The following is a 17,508-nucleotide window of genomic DNA, read 5'->3' as shown; positions in this document are numbered from 1 at the left end:
GTTATGTTGTTTGGAACAGTTTTTACAGAATGTTTTGAAGATCAAAAGCTTTCTTCAATGGAAATAACAGGAATCAGTGCAGATTCTCGACAAGTCTTGCCGGGCTATGTTTTTGTCGCTATTCAAGGAAAAAAAGGTGATGGAAGACACTATATCAATGATGCAATACAGCGTGGGGCACGAGCAATCGTGACAGATTATAATGCTGTTCTTGAGGATTTACCTGTTCCAATTTTGCGTGTTTCGAATGTTCGTCATAGTTTAGCGTTGGCAGCAGCACGTTTTTACGGTTCTCAGCCTGAAACGGTTGTTGCTGTGACAGGGACAAGTGGTAAAACATCTGTTGTCTCTTTTATTCGGCAAATTTGGACTCATGTTGGATTTTGTGCTGCAAGTATAGGAACGGTTGGTCTTGTTTCCCCTAAACGAAATGTTTATGGATCTCTCACAACACCTGATCCGGTCGTCTTGCACCACCTTCTTTGCGAAATTTCTCATGAAGGTGTGACCCATGCAGCTCTTGAAGCTTCTTCACATGGTCTTGATCAAGGACGACTTGATGGAGTTCATTTAATGGCTGCTGCCTTTACTAATTTAGGGCGTGATCACATGGATTATCACGCGGGGGTAGAAGATTATCTGCGGGCTAAAATGAGGTTGTTTGATACACTTTTGCCTGCATCTGCTCCTGCTTTGATTTTTGCCGATGATGTTTATTCACAAAAGGTTATTGATACTGTTACACAAGCACGGCGCCGTGTTTTGACGATTGGACGTAAGGGGCAATTTATCACTATTAATCGTGTTGAACATCAACGCTCAAAACAGTGTATTGAGTGTCGTTTGGAAAACAATATTTATACATTTGATTTGCCTTTAGCTGGAGATTTTCAGGTGGCTAATGCGCTTATGGCAGCGGGGTTAGCAATTGCAACAGGTGTTGCACCTCATAAGGTTTTTTCTGCTCTTGAAACTTTGAAGGGGGCACCTGGACGGTTAGAGTTCGTTGGAAAAACAGAGAATAATGCTTCTGTGTATATTGATTATGCTCATAAACCAGAGGCTTTGGAGCAGGTTTTACTTTCTGTTCGTCCCTTTACGCAAGGGCGTTTGGTTGTTGTTTTTGGTTGTGGAGGGGATCGTGATCAAGGAAAAAGACCTTTGATGGGAAAAATTGCAGCGGATAAAGCGGATATTGTTATTGTAACGGATGATAATCCGCGCACAGAAATACCAGAAAAAATACGCAAAGATATTTTACAGGTGGTGCCAACAGCAATAGAGATAGCAGATCGTGGTGAGGCTATTTCTTATGCGGTGGAGCTTTTGAAAGCGGGTGATACACTCATCATTGCAGGAAAAGGTCATGAGGATGGCCAAATTATAGGACAGACTACCTATCCTTTTTCAGATCGTTTGAAAGTGATAGAAGCTCTAGAGGATCGCAAGAGATGACAGCTTTATGGGATAAACAAGAACTTGTCACTGCAATTGATGGTGTTGTCATTGGGCATGTGCCAGAAACTTTTTCTGGGATTTCCATTGATAGCCGTACTCTTGTAAAAGGCGATATCTTTTTCTGCATTAAGGGGCATCGTTTTGATGGTCATGATTTTGTTGCGCAAGCTTATGCACGAGGTGCAGGCGTTCTTATCGTTGCGGAACACCGTTTGAAGGATATGGAAAAGATATCGGCTCCACTCATTGTTGTTCCTGATGTTTTGCAAGCTCTAGAAAAACTCGGGAAAGCCGCACGCAAACGTTCAAAAGCTCAGATTATCGCGATAACAGGATCGGTGGGAAAAACAACAACAAAAGAAGCTTTGAAACAAGTCCTTGAAACGGCTGGTAAAGTTCATGCGAATCTTGCTTCTTTAAATAATTGCTGGGGGGTTCCGCTTACTTTGGCGCGGATGCCTATGGAGAGTGATTATGGTATCTTTGAAATTGGCATGAATCATAAAGATGAAATTCGCCCTCTGGTCAAGCTAGTTTGCCCACATGTTGCTCTTATTACCCATATTGGTGCAGGGCATATGGGTTTTTTTAAAGATCTTGAAGCAGTAGCAGAGGCAAAAGCTGAAATTTTTGAAGGATTGGATGAGGAAGGCATTGCTATTTTAAATGCGGATAGTGATTTTTTTTCTTATCTCGTTCAAAAAGCAAAGCTATGCGGTGTAAAAAAGATCTTAAGCTTTGGTGAGGCTGAAAATGCTGATTATCAAGCGCGTGATATACGTCTTTTCACCGATAGTTCTTCTATGATTGTGCGGATTGGACAGCGAGATAGGGAGGTCCAAATTGGTGCTCCCGGGCGCCATATTGTGCAAAATAGTTTAGGGGTGATTGCTGCTTGTGATGCTATGGCTGTTGAGCTAGAGCCTATTTTTCTTTCTTTTAATTATTTTTCTCTTCAAAAGGGACGGGGGATTCGTTATCAATTGTTTTTATCAAATGGCAGTGAATTTCATCTCATTGATGAAAGTTATAATGCTAATCCTGCTTCTATGCGTGCTGCTCTTGAGCTTCTTGCTACAGGACCAGTAGGAGAGGAAGGGCGGCGAATTGCTATTTTAGGGGATATGCTAGAGTTAGGGGTATATAGTGAAAAGCTTCATCGCGATTTAATAGGGCCAATACGTTTGTCGGACGCTAATCCCGTTTTTTTGTTTGGTGAGGCGATGAAATCTTTAGTCAGTGAGTTGTCTGTTTATGTTAAGGTTTATTATGCTGAAAATATTGAGAAAATTTTACCGCTTCTTTTGACAGAAATTTCGCCTGGGGATCTGCTGATGATTAAATCATCTAATAGCCTTTGTTCATCAAATATTGTGACTGCATTGTTGGATCGCTATAAAGCAGTTTCTTCATAGTTTTAAGAGGTTTTTTGTACCATGATGCTATTTTTTTCTTTGTTTAGTGATTGGCTTCCAGGTGTGAATGTTTTCCGTTATATTACTTTTCGCACGATAGCAGCTATGCTGACCTCGGGGCTCATTGTTTTTTTATTTGGACCTAGCATCATTGCTTCTCTTAAATTGCGGCAAGGCAAAGGGCAACCGATTCGTGCTGATGGTCCTCAAACACATTTTAAAAAAGCTGGAACACCTACAATGGGTGGATTAATGATTTTAACCGGCATTGTGGTATCGGCATTGTTGTGGGGTAATTTATCGAATATTTATTTTTGGGTGTCGCTATCGGTTATGCTTTCTTTTGGAGCTATTGGATTTTATGATGATTATCTTAAGGTCACAAAACAAACAGATAAAGGATTTTCTGGGAAAGCGCGGTTAAGCTTAGAGTTTTTGGTCGCGGCAATCGCTGCTTTTGCCATTCTGAAAATTGGCTCATCGGGATTAGCATTGCCTTTTTTGAAAGATTACTTGATTAACTTGGGATGGTTTTTTATTCCTTTTTCTGCTTTTGTTATTGTTGCGACGGGTAATGCAGTAAATTTGACGGATGGACTTGATGGGCTTGCTATTGTTCCTGTGATGGTTGCAGCTTTATCTTTTGCTCTCATTGCTTATCTTTCTGGTAATATGAATTTTGCTGATTATCTCCAAATCCATTACGTATCGGGAGCAGGTGACTTGGCTGTTTTATTGGGAGCCGTTGTTGGGGCAGGTCTTGGTTTTTTGTGGTTTAATGCACCACCTGCAGCTATTTTTATGGGGGATACTGGTTCGTTGGCTCTTGGAGGACTCTTAGGGACTGTTGCGGTTGCTACGAAGCATGAAATTGTTTTGGTTCTTATTGGTGGACTTTTTGTTGTGGAAGCTTTTTCCGTTGTTATTCAGGTTGGTTATTTCAAACTAACAAGAAAACGAGTATTTCTTATGGCGCCGATACACCATCATTTTGAGAAAAAAGGCTGGACTGAAAGCCAAGTGGTGATACGCTTCTGGATTATTTCAATTGTTCTTGCCCTCATTGGTCTTTCAACACTTAAATTGCGGTGATATTTTGATTTCTGTTGCGTGTTATAAAGGACAAAAAGTTGCTCTATTTGGATTAGGGAAGTCTGGATTAGCAGCGGCACAAGCTTTGATCAGTGGTAATGCGGAAGTGGTGGCGTGGGATGACAATCCTATGAGCGTGCAAGCAGCTTTTCAGCAAAATATTCCAACAAGAGATCTTCACGATGAAGATTGGTCAGAATTTGTTGCATTGATTCTTGCTCCTGGCGTTCCTTTAAATTATCCTCAACCGCATTGGGTTATTGAAAAAGCACGTAAAAATAATATAGAAATTATCGGTGATATTGAATTATTTGTTCGGGCGCGACATCATTTTTTACAGCATTATGGTCTTTGTGACCGAGATGTGCCTTTCATTGCGATTACGGGGACGAATGGAAAGTCGACAACAACAGCTTTGCTTGCGCATTTGTTGGAAAAAATGGGTTATGATGTGCAGATGGGGGGAAATATTGGAAAGGCAATATTGACGCTTAAGCCGTTTGTTAAAAAACGTATTTATGTGATTGAATGTTCATCATTTCAAATTGATCTTACGCCCTCTCTTCATCCAACCATTGGACTTTTATTGAATTTAGCACCTGATCATATTGATCGACATGGGAGTTTTTCCTGTTATGTGCAAGCCAAAAGGCGTCTGATTGCTCAGGCTTCTCAGGCTTTTATTTCAGTTGATGATACGGCTTGTCAGATTTTGTATCAACAGTTGCTTCATGAGGGGAAGAAAATTGAAGGAATTTCCAAGGATCATTTTGTTGAAAATGGTTTTTATGCAGATGGGACAAAGCTTTTTTCTGTTCGTCAAGGACAGCGTTATATGCTTGCAGATCTTGCATCTATGGCTGCTTTGCGCGGACGTCATAATGCGCAAAACGCTCTTATGGCATTGGCAACGTTGCAGGCTTTAAAAATCACCGATCTCTCTATGGACAAGCATTTAGAAAGTTATAAAGGGTTGGATCATCGTATGCAGCAAGTGCGTCAAATGGGAGCGGTTTTGTTTATCAATGATAGCAAGGCAACTAACGCAGATGCAACAGCTCCTGCACTGGGCGCTTTTAATGATATTTTTTGGATTGTTGGGGGACAGGCAAAAAAGGGAGGAATTGAGTCTCTTAGAGAATTTTTTCCTAAAATTCGTAAAGCTTATTTGATTGGGAGCGCAGCGCAAGAATTTGCTAACGTTATTGGATCTTCTTTTCCTTTTTCTATGAGCTTAACTTTGGAAAATGCAGTGCGTGAAGCAGCTTTTGACGCAATGAGTTGTAAGGCAAAAGAGGCGGTGGTTCTTTTGTCACCTGCTTGTGCAAGTTATGATCAGTTTAAAAATTATGAAGTGCGAGGCGAAGCATTTGTCTCTTTTGTGATGCAGTTACAATAAAAAAAGCATCAATTATAAAAAAATGTTTTTGCATTAAGACTCCAGAATCTTTTGTTATGTAATTTAGTTTTTAAAGTGTTTTTTGAACAGGATGGGGAATCATCTCACTTTGAGACAATTTATAAAACAGATAGGTGGATATTATGGTTACGCGTGCAGATAGAGACCCAATCGCTAATTGGTGGTGGACGATTGATCGCTCTATCTTTGCAGCTTGTTTAATTTTAATGGGGATTGGTATTATGCTATCTTTTGCTGCTAGTCCTACTATTGCAAAAAAAATCGGCATTGCCGATAGTTTTTATTTTGTTCGGTGGCATATCATTTTTAGCATTGCAGCATTTTTTACGATGGTTACAATTTCTTTTTTTTCACTGCCTAATATTCGTCGTTTATGTGCTTTTTTTCTCATTGTAATACTCGCTCTTATGGTTGCAACCTTATTTTGGGGACCAGAATTAAAGGGAGCACGGCGGTGGATTATGCTCTTTGGTTTTTCTGTACAGGCTTCAGAGTTTATGAAACCAGCTTTTATGGTTATGTCTGCTTGGCTTTTTTCAGAACAGATACGGCGGAGGGGAATTTCGGGTTATATGTTAGCAATTGTACTTTATGTCATTTGTTGTGTGCTTTTGGTTTTGCAACCTGATATTGGACAAACACTTTTAATAAGTGCAACATGGGGTGGTTTGTTTTTTATTGCTGGTATGCCGCTTACCGTTATTTTTCTCTTTCTCATTTTAGGCGTTGTAGGAATTGTTTTTGCTTATCTTTTTTTGCATCATGTGCGCGAGCGTATCAATGGTTTTTTGACAGGTGAAGGAGATACCTTTCAAGTGGATGTAGGACGTGAGGCTATTTTGAATGGTGGTTGGTTTGGGCAAGGTCCCGGAGAGGGAACAGTAAAACGTATCATTCCTGATAGCCATACAGATTTTGTATTTTCCGTTGCTGCTGAAGAATATGGTATTGTTCTTTGTTTGTTAATTATGATGCTTTTTGGCTTTATCGTTATGCGTTCATTGTATATCGCAATGAATACACGTGATTCTTTTATACGTCTTGGTATTACAGGCATAGCAATGATGATTGGTTTTCAATCAGCTATTAATATGGCTGTTAATCTTCACTTAATTCCTCCCAAAGGTATGACGTTGCCTTTTATTTCTTATGGTGGTTCATCGATGCTGGCAATTTCGTTTTCAATGGGCATTTTGCTCAGTTTAACACGTCGTTGGCCAGAAGCACGCCTTTCAGCTTTTTCTTCCTCTTCTGTCTTGGATACGCCTTATGAATGATAAAAAAGTTATTGTTTTGGTGGCGGGTGGTACAGGTGGACATCTTTTTCCTGCTGAAGCGCTTTCTGTTGAATTAAGGCAGCGTGGATATGATGTCCATTTGATAACAGATGAAAGAGCGCGATCTTTTGTACGGAGCTATGATGAAGAACATACACATATTGTTTCATCGGCAACATTTACACGACGCCATCCGTTTGCTTTGGTAAAAACACTTTGGACTTTGTTAAGAGGAATGGGGCAATCGTTGGTGTTATTTTATAAATTACGCCCTGTGCTTGTCGGTGGTTTTGGGGGATATCCAAGCTTCCCTCCTCTTTTTATCGCGGCCTTAACGAGGCGTGTAACATTTATTCATGAACAAAATGCTGTTATGGGGCGTGCCAATCGGGTGTTGGCAATTTTTGTGCGTGCGATCGCTGGTGGTTTGTTATCGCCAAATGGTGCTTATGCTCATAAAACGCTTTTGACAGGGAACCCTGTCCGTGAGGCTGTGCTGAAGGTGGCTGAAATTCCTTATCATTCTTCAGAAGGGGAAATGCCGTTTTATTTTTTGATTTTTGGTGGTAGCCAAGGGGCTTCTGTTTTTTCACAAATTGTTCCAGAAGCTATTGCTTTACTCGATGATAAAAATCGTAAACGTTTGCGAATTATGCAGCAAGTTCGGGGTGATGCTGGAGAGTTGATCAAAATCTATCGTGATATGGGGGTACAAGCAGAGGTTGCTCCTTTCTTTGATGATATGGCTGAACGTATGGCACATGCCCATTTTATTTTGTCGCGCGCAGGGGCATCATCCGTTTGTGAAATAGCAGTAATTGGTAGACCTGCTTTGCTGATTCCTTATCCTTATGCTTTGGATCATGATCAGGTAGAAAATGCCGCTTTGCTTACTCGTGTGGGTGGCGCGCAAATTGTATTAGAAAAAGATTTAAATGCACAAAGGCTTTCTTCTCTTTTAACGCAGGCTTGTTGTGAACCCCATTTATTGGAAAAACAAGCGCTTGCTGCAAAAAAAGTTGGGCAGCCTCATGCAACTCGTTGCCTTGCTGATATGGCTGAATCCTTAATTGCAGGGCGATTGTTGTCAGATATAAAAGAGGAGCTTTTTGATGAAAATGCCGCTTGATATAGGCGTTATCCATTTTATCGGGATCGGGGGGATCGGCATGAGTGGAATTGCAGAGGTTTTTTATAATCTTGGCTATAAAGTTCAAGGGTCAGATCAAGTTGAGAGTGCAAATGTTGAGCGTTTGCGGAGAAAAGGAATTAACATTTATATAGATCATCGTGCTGAAAATTTAGGAAATGCAGAGGTTGTTGTTTTTTCTACTGCCGTTAAAAAAACAAATCCTGAGTATATTGCTGCAAAAGAAAGACATTTGCCACTTGTCAGACGGGCTGAAATGTTAGCAGAGCTCATGCGATTTAGGCGTGCAATTGCGGTGGGTGGTACACATGGTAAAACAACGACTACATCAATGGTTGCAGCACTTCTTGATGCTGGTCGTTTTGATCCGGTGGTGATTAATGGTGGTATTATTAATGCTTATGGTACGAATTCTCGTACAGGAGATGGCGATTGGATGATTGTTGAAGCTGATGAAAGTGATGGTACATTTTTGAAGCTGCCTGCTGATATTGCTGTTGTTACCAATATTGACGCTGAGCATTTGGATCATTATGGAAGTTTTGATGCTGTGCGTGAGGCTTTTCGACAATTCGTGGAAAATGTTCCTTTTTATGGTTTTGCTGTTTTGTGTCTGGATCATCCAGAGGTTCAGTCATTGGCGAGCCGTATTGATGATCGTTGGGTGATCACTTATGGTGCAAATCCACAAGCGGATGTTCGTTTTCTGAATCTTTCAATGGAAGGTCAAAAAACATATTTTGATGTTCTTATTCGTTCACGCAAAACAGGACGAAAGATTGAGTTGAAAAATTTGCTCCTGCCTATGGCAGGACAGCATAATGTTGCTAATGCAACGGCAGCGATAGCCATTGCACATGAACTTGGTATTTCAAATGAATTGATAAAGAAGGGCTTAGCAGGATTTGGCGGAGTAAAACGGCGTTTTACACGAACAGGAAGTTGGCGTGGCATTGAAATATTTGATGATTATGGGCATCATCCTGTTGAAATAAAGGCTGTTTTGCGTGCAGTCCGTGAGAGTGCAAAAGGACGTGTCATTGCAATTGCACAACCCCATCGTTATTCACGTTTGTATCATTTATTTGATGATTTTGCTGCTTGTTTTAATGATGCAGATACAGTACTGATTACACCGGTTTATGCGGCTGGTGAAGAACCTATCGTAGGATTTGGTTCTCAAGAGTTGGTCGAGCATATTAAAATGGCTGGTCATCGTGATGTGCGTTTGATATATAGTCTGGAAGATGTTGCGTCTGTTGTTTCGACATTTGCCCAGGCAGGGGATTATGTTGTTTTTCTTGGTGCTGGCAATATCACACAATGGGCGTGTGCATTGCCTCACCAGTTGTCGGGGCTTGATGGTCATGATGAATTTTCAGCACATTGATGGTGAGGCGCTATTAGCGCAATTGCAACCACTCTTGGATAATATAAGAGGTAAGCTTACACCTAATGTTGAAATGCGTAAGGTGACGTGGTTTCGCACTGGCGGGTTGGCAGAGCTTTTTTATCAGCCTGCTGATGAAGAAGATTTGGCCCTCTTTCTTCATAATTTGCCTGAATTTATTCCTGTAACAATTGTAGGAATCGGTTCTAATCTGCTGGTGCGTGATGGAGGTGTTCCTGGTGTTGTGATTCGTCTTTCACCAAAAAATTTTGGGCATGTGCAACAAGTTTCTCCAAAACGTTTTTTAGTTGGTGCAGGTGCGGCAGATAAACATTTAGCTGCTGCTGCCTTAAAGGCAGAAATTGCAGGTTTTCATTTTTATCATGGTATTCCTGGTGGTCTTGGAGGGGCACTCAAAATGAACGCGGGGGCAAATGGTGTTGAAACCGCAGCACGTGTTGTTGAGGTTTATGCGCTGGATCGTAAAGGAAAACGCCATATTTTGAGTTTGAAAGATATGCATTATTCCTATCGCCATTGTGATATTCCTGAAGGTTTTATCTTTACTGCTGCTTTGTTGGAAGGAAAACCTGGTAATAAAGATGATATTCGTGCTGCTATGAATGAAGTTGCCCTCCATAGGGAAACAGTGCAACCTATTCGTGAAAAGACAGGGGGATCAACTTTCAAAAATCCTGAGAATAGCTCTGCATGGCGCGTGATTGATGAGGCAGGGTGTCGTGGTTTACAAATTGGTGGTGCTCAAATAAGTGAAATGCACTGTAATTTTATGATTAATACAGGGCAAGCAACAGGATATGATCTCGAAACATTGGGAGAAACAGTGCGCGCTCGTGTTTTTGCACATTCAGCCCATTTTTTGCAATGGGAAATAGAGCGTATCGGTCAATTTGAGCGCGGTCGAAGCGTTTCTTTTTTTGATCCATTTCATTGACTTATTGTGCACTAAAAAAATGCAAGTAAAAAATTGAGTCATTTCAAAGAGATAATAAAAAAAATCTATTAAGAATCAATAAATTAACAAAGAATCTCTTGCATCAAGCTTTTGAGTCTGATTCATTATGCAAAGTGCTAGGTTATTGATTCGCAATGATAAACTTTGTTTTTTTCTGTATGTGGTGTTGGTGTGTTCTATATGAACTAAATATAGTATGTAAAAGAGGGTGATTTGTTATGAAAGATAAACATATAGCTGTGTTAATGGGAGGCTTTTCTTCTGAACGGTCTGTAAGTTTATCTTCAGGGGCGGCTTGTGCTGATGTTCTTGAAAAACTGGGGTATCGTGTAAGCCGCGTGGATGTTGATGTTCATATTGCTTCTGTTCTCGAGCAGTTGCAGCCAGATATCGCCTTCAATGCATTGCATGGCCCATTTGGTGAAGATGGTCGCATTCAGGGGATTCTTGAATATTTAAAAATTCCTTATACCCATTCTGGTGTGATGGCATCCGCTTTGGCAATGGATAAAGGGCGTGCAAAAATTATCGTTGCAAGTGTTGGTGTTTGTGTTGCTCCTTCTCGCATCATGAGCCGTTTTGCTGTTGGGCAAGCGCATCCTATGGTTCCCCCTTATGTGATTAAACCTGTGTGTGAAGGATCAAGTTTTGGTGTTGTTATTGTACAGGGACATGAATCTGCGTTACTGCATAATATTAGTGGGGTTGAGTGGGGGTATGCTGATGAGGTGATGGTTGAAAAATATATTCCTGGTCGTGAATTGACTTGTGCTGTTTTGGGGGATGAAGTGCTGGATGTGTGTGAAATTCTTCCCAGTCAGTCTTTTCCATTTTACGATTATGACTCAAAATATAAAACTGGTGGTTCTCTTCACATTTGTCCTGCACAACTTTCACTAAATATTTACCAAAGTGTGCAAAGAATGTCTTTAGCAGCACATCAGGCGATAGGGTGTCGAGGTATTAGCCGTTCTGATTTTCGTTTTGATGAAAAAACAGGAGAATTGGTTTGGCTTGAAATTAATACACAGCCCGGTATGACATCGACGTCTCTTCTTCCTGATATTGCAAAAGCGAGCGGCCGTACTTATGGCGATATTGTTCAGTGGATAGTGGAGGACGCATCATGTATGCGTTGAGTGTTAATAAAACAAATATTCCGATGGAGGTGCTTTTAGTGCCGGTTTTGCCACGTCTTTATCGTCGTTTTCTTCGGTTTATGTTTGAGTTTGTTTTTACCAATATTCATATTCCGCGCCACTTTGGCTCTTTTGCTGTTGTATGGCTTTTCTTTATTACAGCCTTTTATGGGCTGTCATCCAGTGGTCAGATGTCCGTAATTGTAAAAACGATAGTGTCGGATATTGGTTTTGTGGTCGTGAATGTCGATATAAGTGGTAATAAACGCCTGGCAAGGCAGGATATTTTGAAAGTTTTAGAACTTGATGTTGCTCCCTCTATATTCACTTTTGATGTCGAAAGAGCTCGCTCTCTTTTGGAAAAACAAGCTTGGGTTCAATCGGTTAATGTTCAGAAAATTTATCCTAATAGAATGCGCATTTCTATTGCGGAACGTGAACCTTATGCTATTTGGCAACATAATGGCTTGGTAGATATTATTGATAATACAGGTCGTGTCATTGTGCCCTTTAAAGGAGAAAATATTCGGAATTTGCCGCTTGTGGTTGGGCAGGGTGCGCAAAATGCTGCAAAAGTGTTTATTCAAGCGCTGTCAGTTTATCCAGAAGTGTATGATCGTATTCGTGCTTTTGTGCGGGTAGGTGATCGGCGTTGGGATCTTGTTTTGGATAATGGCGTGCGCGTTATGTTGCCTGAAAATGGTGCACTTGAAAGGCTTTCCTCTCTTATTGCATCCGGTACAATGCAAGACCTTTTATCTCGCGATATTCTCAGTGTTGATTTACGTCTTGCTGATCGGATTACTATTTCTTTATCAGATGAAACGTTGGAGCGTTATTATGCTCGTGTAGCAGAAGAAGAGCGTGTTTTAAAAGCGCGAAAGGCAGGAAACCTATGATGTTACTCAGATCACATCATCGGGGAGGGCGAAAAACACGTTTTTTAACGGTTCTTGATGTCGGTTCAAGTAAGATTGTTTGTCTTATTGCTTGTTTGCGTCCTTTGAAGCGTACACACTATTTACATGGTCGTACTCATTCTATGGAAATTCTAGGCTTTGGAGTGCAGCGTTCACGCGGTATTAAATCTGGCGTTATCATGGATATGTTTGCGGCAGAACAATCAATACGCTTGGCTGTTGATGCAGCAGAAAAAATGGCTGGTTTGATTGTGGATTCAGTGATTGTGAACTTTTCCTCAAGTCGATTACAAAGTGCTTTGATTAATGGAATGGTTCATTTGAATGGTCGTGAAGTCACCAAGCGTGATATACGTATGGCCTTTTCAGATGTTTCGCGTAAAGCTTTTGATGCTGAACGTCATGTGATGCATACGATTCCGGTTTCTTATGTATTGGATGGAGATAAAGGAATTTCTGATCCTGTCGGAATGGCAGGGGAAATATTTGGTGTTGATGTGCATGTGGTCACAGCCGAAACAGCTTCTTTGCGTAATTTGGAAACTTGTATTAACCGCGCACATTTGAGTGTTGAAGCAATGGTTGCTACTCCCTTTGCAAGTGGTCTTGCTGTCTTGATGAATGATGAGGCGCATTTAGGTGCTGCATGTATTGACTTTGGTGGTGGAACAACAACATTTTCAGTGTTTTTTGAGGGAAAATTTATTTATGCCGATGCTGTTGCTGTGGGCGGGCATCATGTCACTCTTGATGTTGCGCGTGGATTCTCTATGTCACTTACAGAAGCGGAGCGTTTAAAAGTTGTTTATGGTTCAGCACTTTTAACAAGTGCAGATGAGCGGCAAATGATTAATGTAGCAGAGATTGGGAGTGAACAGCGTGAAACTCAATATCCTCGTGCTGTTCTTGGGCGTATCATTCGTGCGCGTGTTGAAGAAATTTTAGAGATGGTGCGTGATTGTTTAAATCGTTCTGGTTTGGGTCATATCATTGGTAAGCGTGTCATTTTGACTGGAGGTGCAAGCCAGTTAACAGGATTGCCAGAAATGGCACGTACTCTATTAGGAAGAAATGTTCGTATCGGGCGGCCTTTAGGTATTTCGAGGCTTCCTGCTCTTGCAAAAGGAGCGGCGTTTACATCTGCTGTTGGGTTGTTAATTTATCCGCAATTAGTGGGTTTTGAAGAAAAAACAATGCAAATAGCAGGAAATCATTTATCGATGGGCACGCGTGGGTATTTTCAGCGTGTTGGTCAGTGGTTGCGTGAGAGTTTTTAGTTAGGTCTAGTTAGATAAAATTTCATCGCTTTGGCTTGCGGTGTCTTATGAGAAGGAAAAGAAAATGACGATTAATCTGCATCGGCCAGATATCGCGGAATTGAAGCCACGCATTACCGTTTTTGGTGTTGGAGGTGGTGGCGGGAATGCCGTGAATAATATGATTAATGCTGGCCTTCAGGGAGTTGACTTTGTTGTTGCAAATACGGATGCACAAGCTTTGGCTATGTCAAAGGCTGAACGTGTTATCCAGCTTGGTGCAGCTGTGACAGAAGGTTTGGGAGCTGGTGCTTTACCGGAAGTTGGACAAGCAGCTGCAGAGGAATGTATTGATGAAATTATCGATCATCTTGCAGACTCCCATATGGTCTTTATTACTGCTGGTATGGGTGGAGGAACAGGAACAGGAGCGGCTCCCGTTGTGGCTCGCGCGGCGCGTGAAAAAGGTATTTTAACCGTTGGTGTTGTGACAAAGCCATTTCAGTTTGAAGGAGCACGTCGTATGAAAACGGCAGAGGCTGGTATTGAAGAGCTGCAAAAGTCCGTTGATACATTGATTGTTATTCCCAATCAAAATCTTTTCCGCATTGCAAATGATAAGACAACGTTTGCTGATGCTTTTGCTATGGCTGACCAAGTGCTTTACTCTGGTGTTGCTTCCATTACGGATTTGATGATTAAAGAGGGCTTAATTAACCTTGATTTTGCTGATGTTCGTTCTGTTATGCATGAGATGGGGCGGGCCATGATGGGAACTGGTGAGGCATCTGGTGAAGGGCGTGCTTTGGCTGCTGCTGAAGCTGCTATTGCGAACCCATTGTTGGATGATACCTCTATGCGTGGGGCGCGTGGTTTACTGATTTCTATTACCGGTGGTCGTGATATGACTCTCTTTGAAGTTGATGAAGCTGCTAATCGTATTCGTGAAGAAGTGGATGCTGATGCGAATGTGATCTTTGGGGCCATTGATGATGAGTCATTAGAAGGGGTTATTCGTGTTTCTGTGGTTGCTACAGGTATTGATCGCGAGGTTAATGATATGGTTCAATCCTCTCATCCTCAGTTTCAAAGGCCTACCTCTTCAGTGCGTAAAAGTGATCCTGGAACGTCACACAGTTCTTTTCATGTTCAGTCATCACCCTTGCGTTCTGAGTCGATGGTAGAAGTAATCGAATCGCTTGATGTAGAAAAGGGTAAACCAGCAGGAGAACCGTTCCGTCCTAAAAGTCAAATTTTTGCACAACCTGCAGAAGCAATTGCAACACGAAGTACAGCTAAAGCTGTTGCTTTTGGTTCAAATATTGGGCAGGAGCAGATATCAAATGTGCCACGTATGCAAGGAAATCGTAGTTCTCAACAGGCTGTGGTGGCGCCCGTGAGCATGGGAGCAACAGCGCATGTTCTTGATGAAATGACAGGGGTGGTGAAGCAAAAAGAAAAGCAAGCACAGCAAAAGCAAGTACAACAAGTGCAAACACGTCCACCAATGCGTATGCCTGAGTTAAAGGATTTTCCTCCTGTTGCTCATGGACAAACTCAAAGAATCTCCGCGACCGATCAAGGGCCTCGTAATCTTTGGCAGCGTTTGAAACAGAGTTTGACACATCGTGAAGAAATAGAACCAGAAGCAAGGCTGGAGCCTGCTGTGAAATCGTCTCAGCAGCAAGATTCTCGTGTTTACAATAAAAATTCTCAGACACTTTCTCAAGATGCTTCTGTTTATATTTCACGTCGTTCTGGTGAGTTGCATCCTCAGGTGCCGCAAGAGCAGCGTACTTTTATTAGTGAAGAAGATCAGTTGGAAATACCAGCATTTTTACGTCGTCAGGCAAATTAATTGATAAAAAATGAGGAAAAGTAAAAAATATTATCTCTTTGATAATGTATAAAAAATTATACAGTAAAATATATTGCTGTTTGGGGGAAGGTAATTTGTTTTTAAAAGCCCGCTTGATAATTAAGCGGGTTTTTTATTATTTGCTATGAATATTATTTTTATGATTTTATAAATTTTATCAAAATATGTAAAAAAAATTCAATAAAATGATATGATGAATTTGATGCCAAAATATCAGTATACTCTAAAAAAAGCAGTAACATTTAAGGGTATAGGGGTTCACAGTGGCTGTTTGTCAGTGGTAAAGGTCTGTCCAGCAGATATTGGGTGTGGTATTATTTTTAAGCGTTGTGGATTAGATGGAACAGAGAAAATATTTCAAGCCCATGCGTCGCAAACGGGGGAAACTCAGTTATCAACCGTGCTTGGAGATGGTGATGTAAGAGTTGAAACAATTGAACATTTGATGGCAGCAATTGCTGCTTATAATTTGGATAATCTTGTTATTGAAGTATCACAGAATGAAATCCCTATTTTAGATGGTTCAGCGTGGCTATATTGCCAAGCTTTTGAAAATGTTGGCATTGTACAGCAGAATGCATACCGTTCCTATTTCATTATAAAAAAGCCGTTGCGGGTTGAGGGAGATCATGGTGTTGCAGAGTTTTTGCCATTTGATGGACGTCGTTTTGATGTAACGATCTCTTTTTCTTCTTCTGCTATTGGTAAGCAACATTTCAGTTTTGATCTTACCACACAAAAATTTCGAGATGATTTGTCTCGTGCGCGCACTTTTGGTTTTATCAAAGACGTGGAAAAATTACGGCTTTCTGGGAAAGCGAGAGGCGCTTCTTTGGAAAATTCTCTTGTGATTGGCCTTAACGACAAAGTTTTAAATCCTGCTGGTCCTTATTGGGAGAATGAATGTGTTCGACACAAGATGCTTGATGCGATTGGGGATACTGCTTTGCTTGGGGCGCCTTTTATTGGATTATTTCGTTCTTATTGTAGTGGACATAAAATTAATGCCCAATTGGTGAAAGCTGTTTTGGAAGACGAATCATATTACGAAAAAAGATTTTTAGAAGAAGAATAAAAGAAAATTGACAAGATTTTTTAAATCGTTGATTTGATTTTTAAGGGGATGATTGACCTAAACTGCTAAATTGTTTATGTGCATTTTAAGTGATATGGTATAAAAACTTTAATGAATTGTTTTTACTACAAGGTGATACTCTCTCTGGAGGCTGGAAAAACTATGAAAAAATCTTATGTGTGCATTGGAAATATTAGATATCGAAAATGGAACATTGTACGCAGGATATTGGGGGTAGTACTTTTGGGAAGTACCTGTATGTTAGCAGGATGCCTCTTTAAGGAGAAAAATACCCTTGACCCATCTGCTTATGTGTTGAAAATAGATCCACCAGATGTTTTATATAATCAGGCGCTTGCTAGTCTTGAGAGTGGGCGGCTTGCAGATGCATCAAAGAAGTTTTTGAAAATTGAAAAACAGTATGCGTATACAGATTGGGGACGTAAATCTTTAGTCATGGGTGCTTTTACAAATTATCGGCTTGGAAAATATGATGATTCAATTAGTATGGCTCAACGCTATATTACTCTTTATCCTGGTTCGACTGACTCTGCTTATGCGTATTATATTATTGGTCTTTCTTCTTTCCGTCGGATTCCTGATGTGACGCGTGATCAACGTGACACGAAGCGCGCTATTGCTGCTATGCAACTCCTTATAGAGCGCTATCCAGATTCTGAATATATCAAAGATGCTAAGGATAAAATACGTTTTGGGCGTGAACAGCTGGCGGGTAAAGAAATGCAAATTGGTCGTTATTATGAAGAGGGACGGCGCTATCTTGCAGCAAGTAGACGGTTTCGGACTGTGGTGGAAGAGTATTCTGATACAAATCAAATTGAAGAAGCGCTTTTCCGCTTAACAGAAGTTAATCTTGCTCTTGGCTTGATGGCAGAAGCACAAACGGCCGCAGCTATTTTAGGACGTAATTATCCAAAAAGTGAGTGGTATAAATTTTCTTATGATTTATTACAAAAGAATAAAATATCGCCACAGGAGCATAAATCTTCTTGGATCTCACATGCTTTAGGTGATGATAAGAATAGGGCGCGTTGATTCTC

Annotated in this window: 14 protein-coding genes; all 14 read left to right on the top strand. The window is 40.8% G+C overall.

The window, feature by feature from the left end; genetic code table 11:
- Nucleotides 1-3 precede the first annotated feature (3 nt).
- Entirely contained in the window at nt 4-1,455 is a 1,452-nt protein-coding gene (locus MCY_RS07845; protein ID WP_007347836.1) for a UDP-N-acetylmuramoyl-L-alanyl-D-glutamate--2,6-diaminopimelate ligase, read from the top strand.
- Entirely contained in the window at nt 1,452-2,873 is a 1,422-nt protein-coding gene (locus MCY_RS07840; protein WP_007347835.1) for a UDP-N-acetylmuramoyl-tripeptide--D-alanyl-D-alanine ligase, read from the top strand. The genes MCY_RS07845 and MCY_RS07840 overlap by 4 nt, the downstream gene beginning before the upstream one ends.
- Before the next feature lie 21 nt (nt 2,874-2,894).
- Nucleotides 2,895-3,965 carry a phospho-N-acetylmuramoyl-pentapeptide-transferase gene (gene mraY / locus MCY_RS07835; protein ID WP_007347834.1) on the top strand — a complete coding sequence of 357 codons (1,071 nt, stop codon included), beginning with the start codon at nt 2,895-2,897 and terminating at the stop codon, nt 3,963-3,965.
- A 4-nt stretch (nt 3,966-3,969) separates the two neighbouring features.
- Complete coding sequence (murD, locus tag MCY_RS07830; protein ID WP_019224429.1) at nt 3,970-5,364, top strand: UDP-N-acetylmuramoyl-L-alanine--D-glutamate ligase; 1,395 nt, start codon at nt 3,970-3,972, stop codon at nt 5,362-5,364.
- Between the two features lie 143 nt (nt 5,365-5,507).
- Nucleotides 5,508-6,662 carry an FtsW/RodA/SpoVE family cell cycle protein gene (locus tag MCY_RS07825; RefSeq protein ID WP_007347832.1) on the top strand — a complete coding sequence of 385 codons (1,155 nt, stop codon included), beginning with the start codon at nt 5,508-5,510 and terminating at the stop codon, nt 6,660-6,662.
- Nucleotides 6,655-7,791 carry an undecaprenyldiphospho-muramoylpentapeptide beta-N-acetylglucosaminyltransferase gene (gene murG / locus MCY_RS07820; RefSeq protein ID WP_007347831.1) on the top strand — a complete coding sequence of 379 codons (1,137 nt, stop codon included), beginning with the start codon at nt 6,655-6,657 and terminating at the stop codon, nt 7,789-7,791. Before MCY_RS07825 ends, murG begins: the two co-directional genes overlap by 8 nt.
- On the top strand, nt 7,775-9,202 hold the full coding sequence (gene murC / locus MCY_RS07815) for a UDP-N-acetylmuramate--L-alanine ligase (RefSeq protein ID WP_007347830.1): 1,428 nt from the start codon (nt 7,775-7,777) through the stop codon (nt 9,200-9,202). Before murG ends, murC begins: the two co-directional genes overlap by 17 nt.
- Entirely contained in the window at nt 9,180-10,157 is a 978-nt protein-coding gene (gene murB, locus MCY_RS07810) for a UDP-N-acetylmuramate dehydrogenase (RefSeq protein ID WP_007347829.1), read from the top strand. Before murC ends, murB begins: the two co-directional genes overlap by 23 nt.
- Nucleotides 10,158-10,396: 239 nt before the next feature.
- Nucleotides 10,397-11,317: a D-alanine--D-alanine ligase gene (locus tag MCY_RS07805; RefSeq protein ID WP_007347828.1), complete on the top strand. Its 921-nt coding sequence runs from the start codon at nt 10,397-10,399 to the stop codon at nt 11,315-11,317.
- On the top strand, nt 11,305-12,216 hold the full coding sequence (locus tag MCY_RS07800; protein ID WP_007347827.1) for a cell division protein FtsQ/DivIB: 912 nt from the start codon (nt 11,305-11,307) through the stop codon (nt 12,214-12,216). The genes MCY_RS07805 and MCY_RS07800 overlap by 13 nt, the downstream gene beginning before the upstream one ends.
- The gene (gene ftsA, locus MCY_RS07795; protein WP_007347826.1) at nt 12,213-13,514 is read left to right on the top strand and encodes a cell division protein FtsA; all 1,302 of its coding nucleotides are present in this window, start codon (nt 12,213-12,215) and stop codon (nt 13,512-13,514) included. The genes MCY_RS07800 and ftsA overlap by 4 nt, the downstream gene beginning before the upstream one ends.
- Before the next feature lie 64 nt (nt 13,515-13,578).
- On the top strand, nt 13,579-15,351 hold the full coding sequence (gene ftsZ, locus MCY_RS07790; protein WP_007347825.1) for a cell division protein FtsZ: 1,773 nt from the start codon (nt 13,579-13,581) through the stop codon (nt 15,349-15,351).
- 211 nt (nt 15,352-15,562) lie between these two features.
- Nucleotides 15,563-16,447: a UDP-3-O-acyl-N-acetylglucosamine deacetylase gene (lpxC, locus tag MCY_RS07785; protein ID WP_007347824.1), complete on the top strand. Its 885-nt coding sequence runs from the start codon at nt 15,563-15,565 to the stop codon at nt 16,445-16,447.
- Nucleotides 16,448-16,609: 162 nt separating this feature from the next.
- A complete protein-coding gene (locus MCY_RS07780; RefSeq protein WP_007347823.1) occupies nt 16,610-17,503 on the top strand; it encodes an outer membrane protein assembly factor BamD in 894 nt (297 codons plus the stop codon).
- Nucleotides 17,504-17,508: the final 5 nt, after the last annotated feature.

The sequence above is a fragment of the Bartonella rattimassiliensis 15908 genome, assembly GCF_000278215.1.
In the GTDB taxonomy this organism is placed as follows: domain Bacteria; phylum Pseudomonadota; class Alphaproteobacteria; order Rhizobiales; family Rhizobiaceae; genus Bartonella; species Bartonella rattimassiliensis.
Note: the sequence above shows the minus strand (reverse complement) of the source record. Positions and strands in the feature narration are given on the sequence as shown.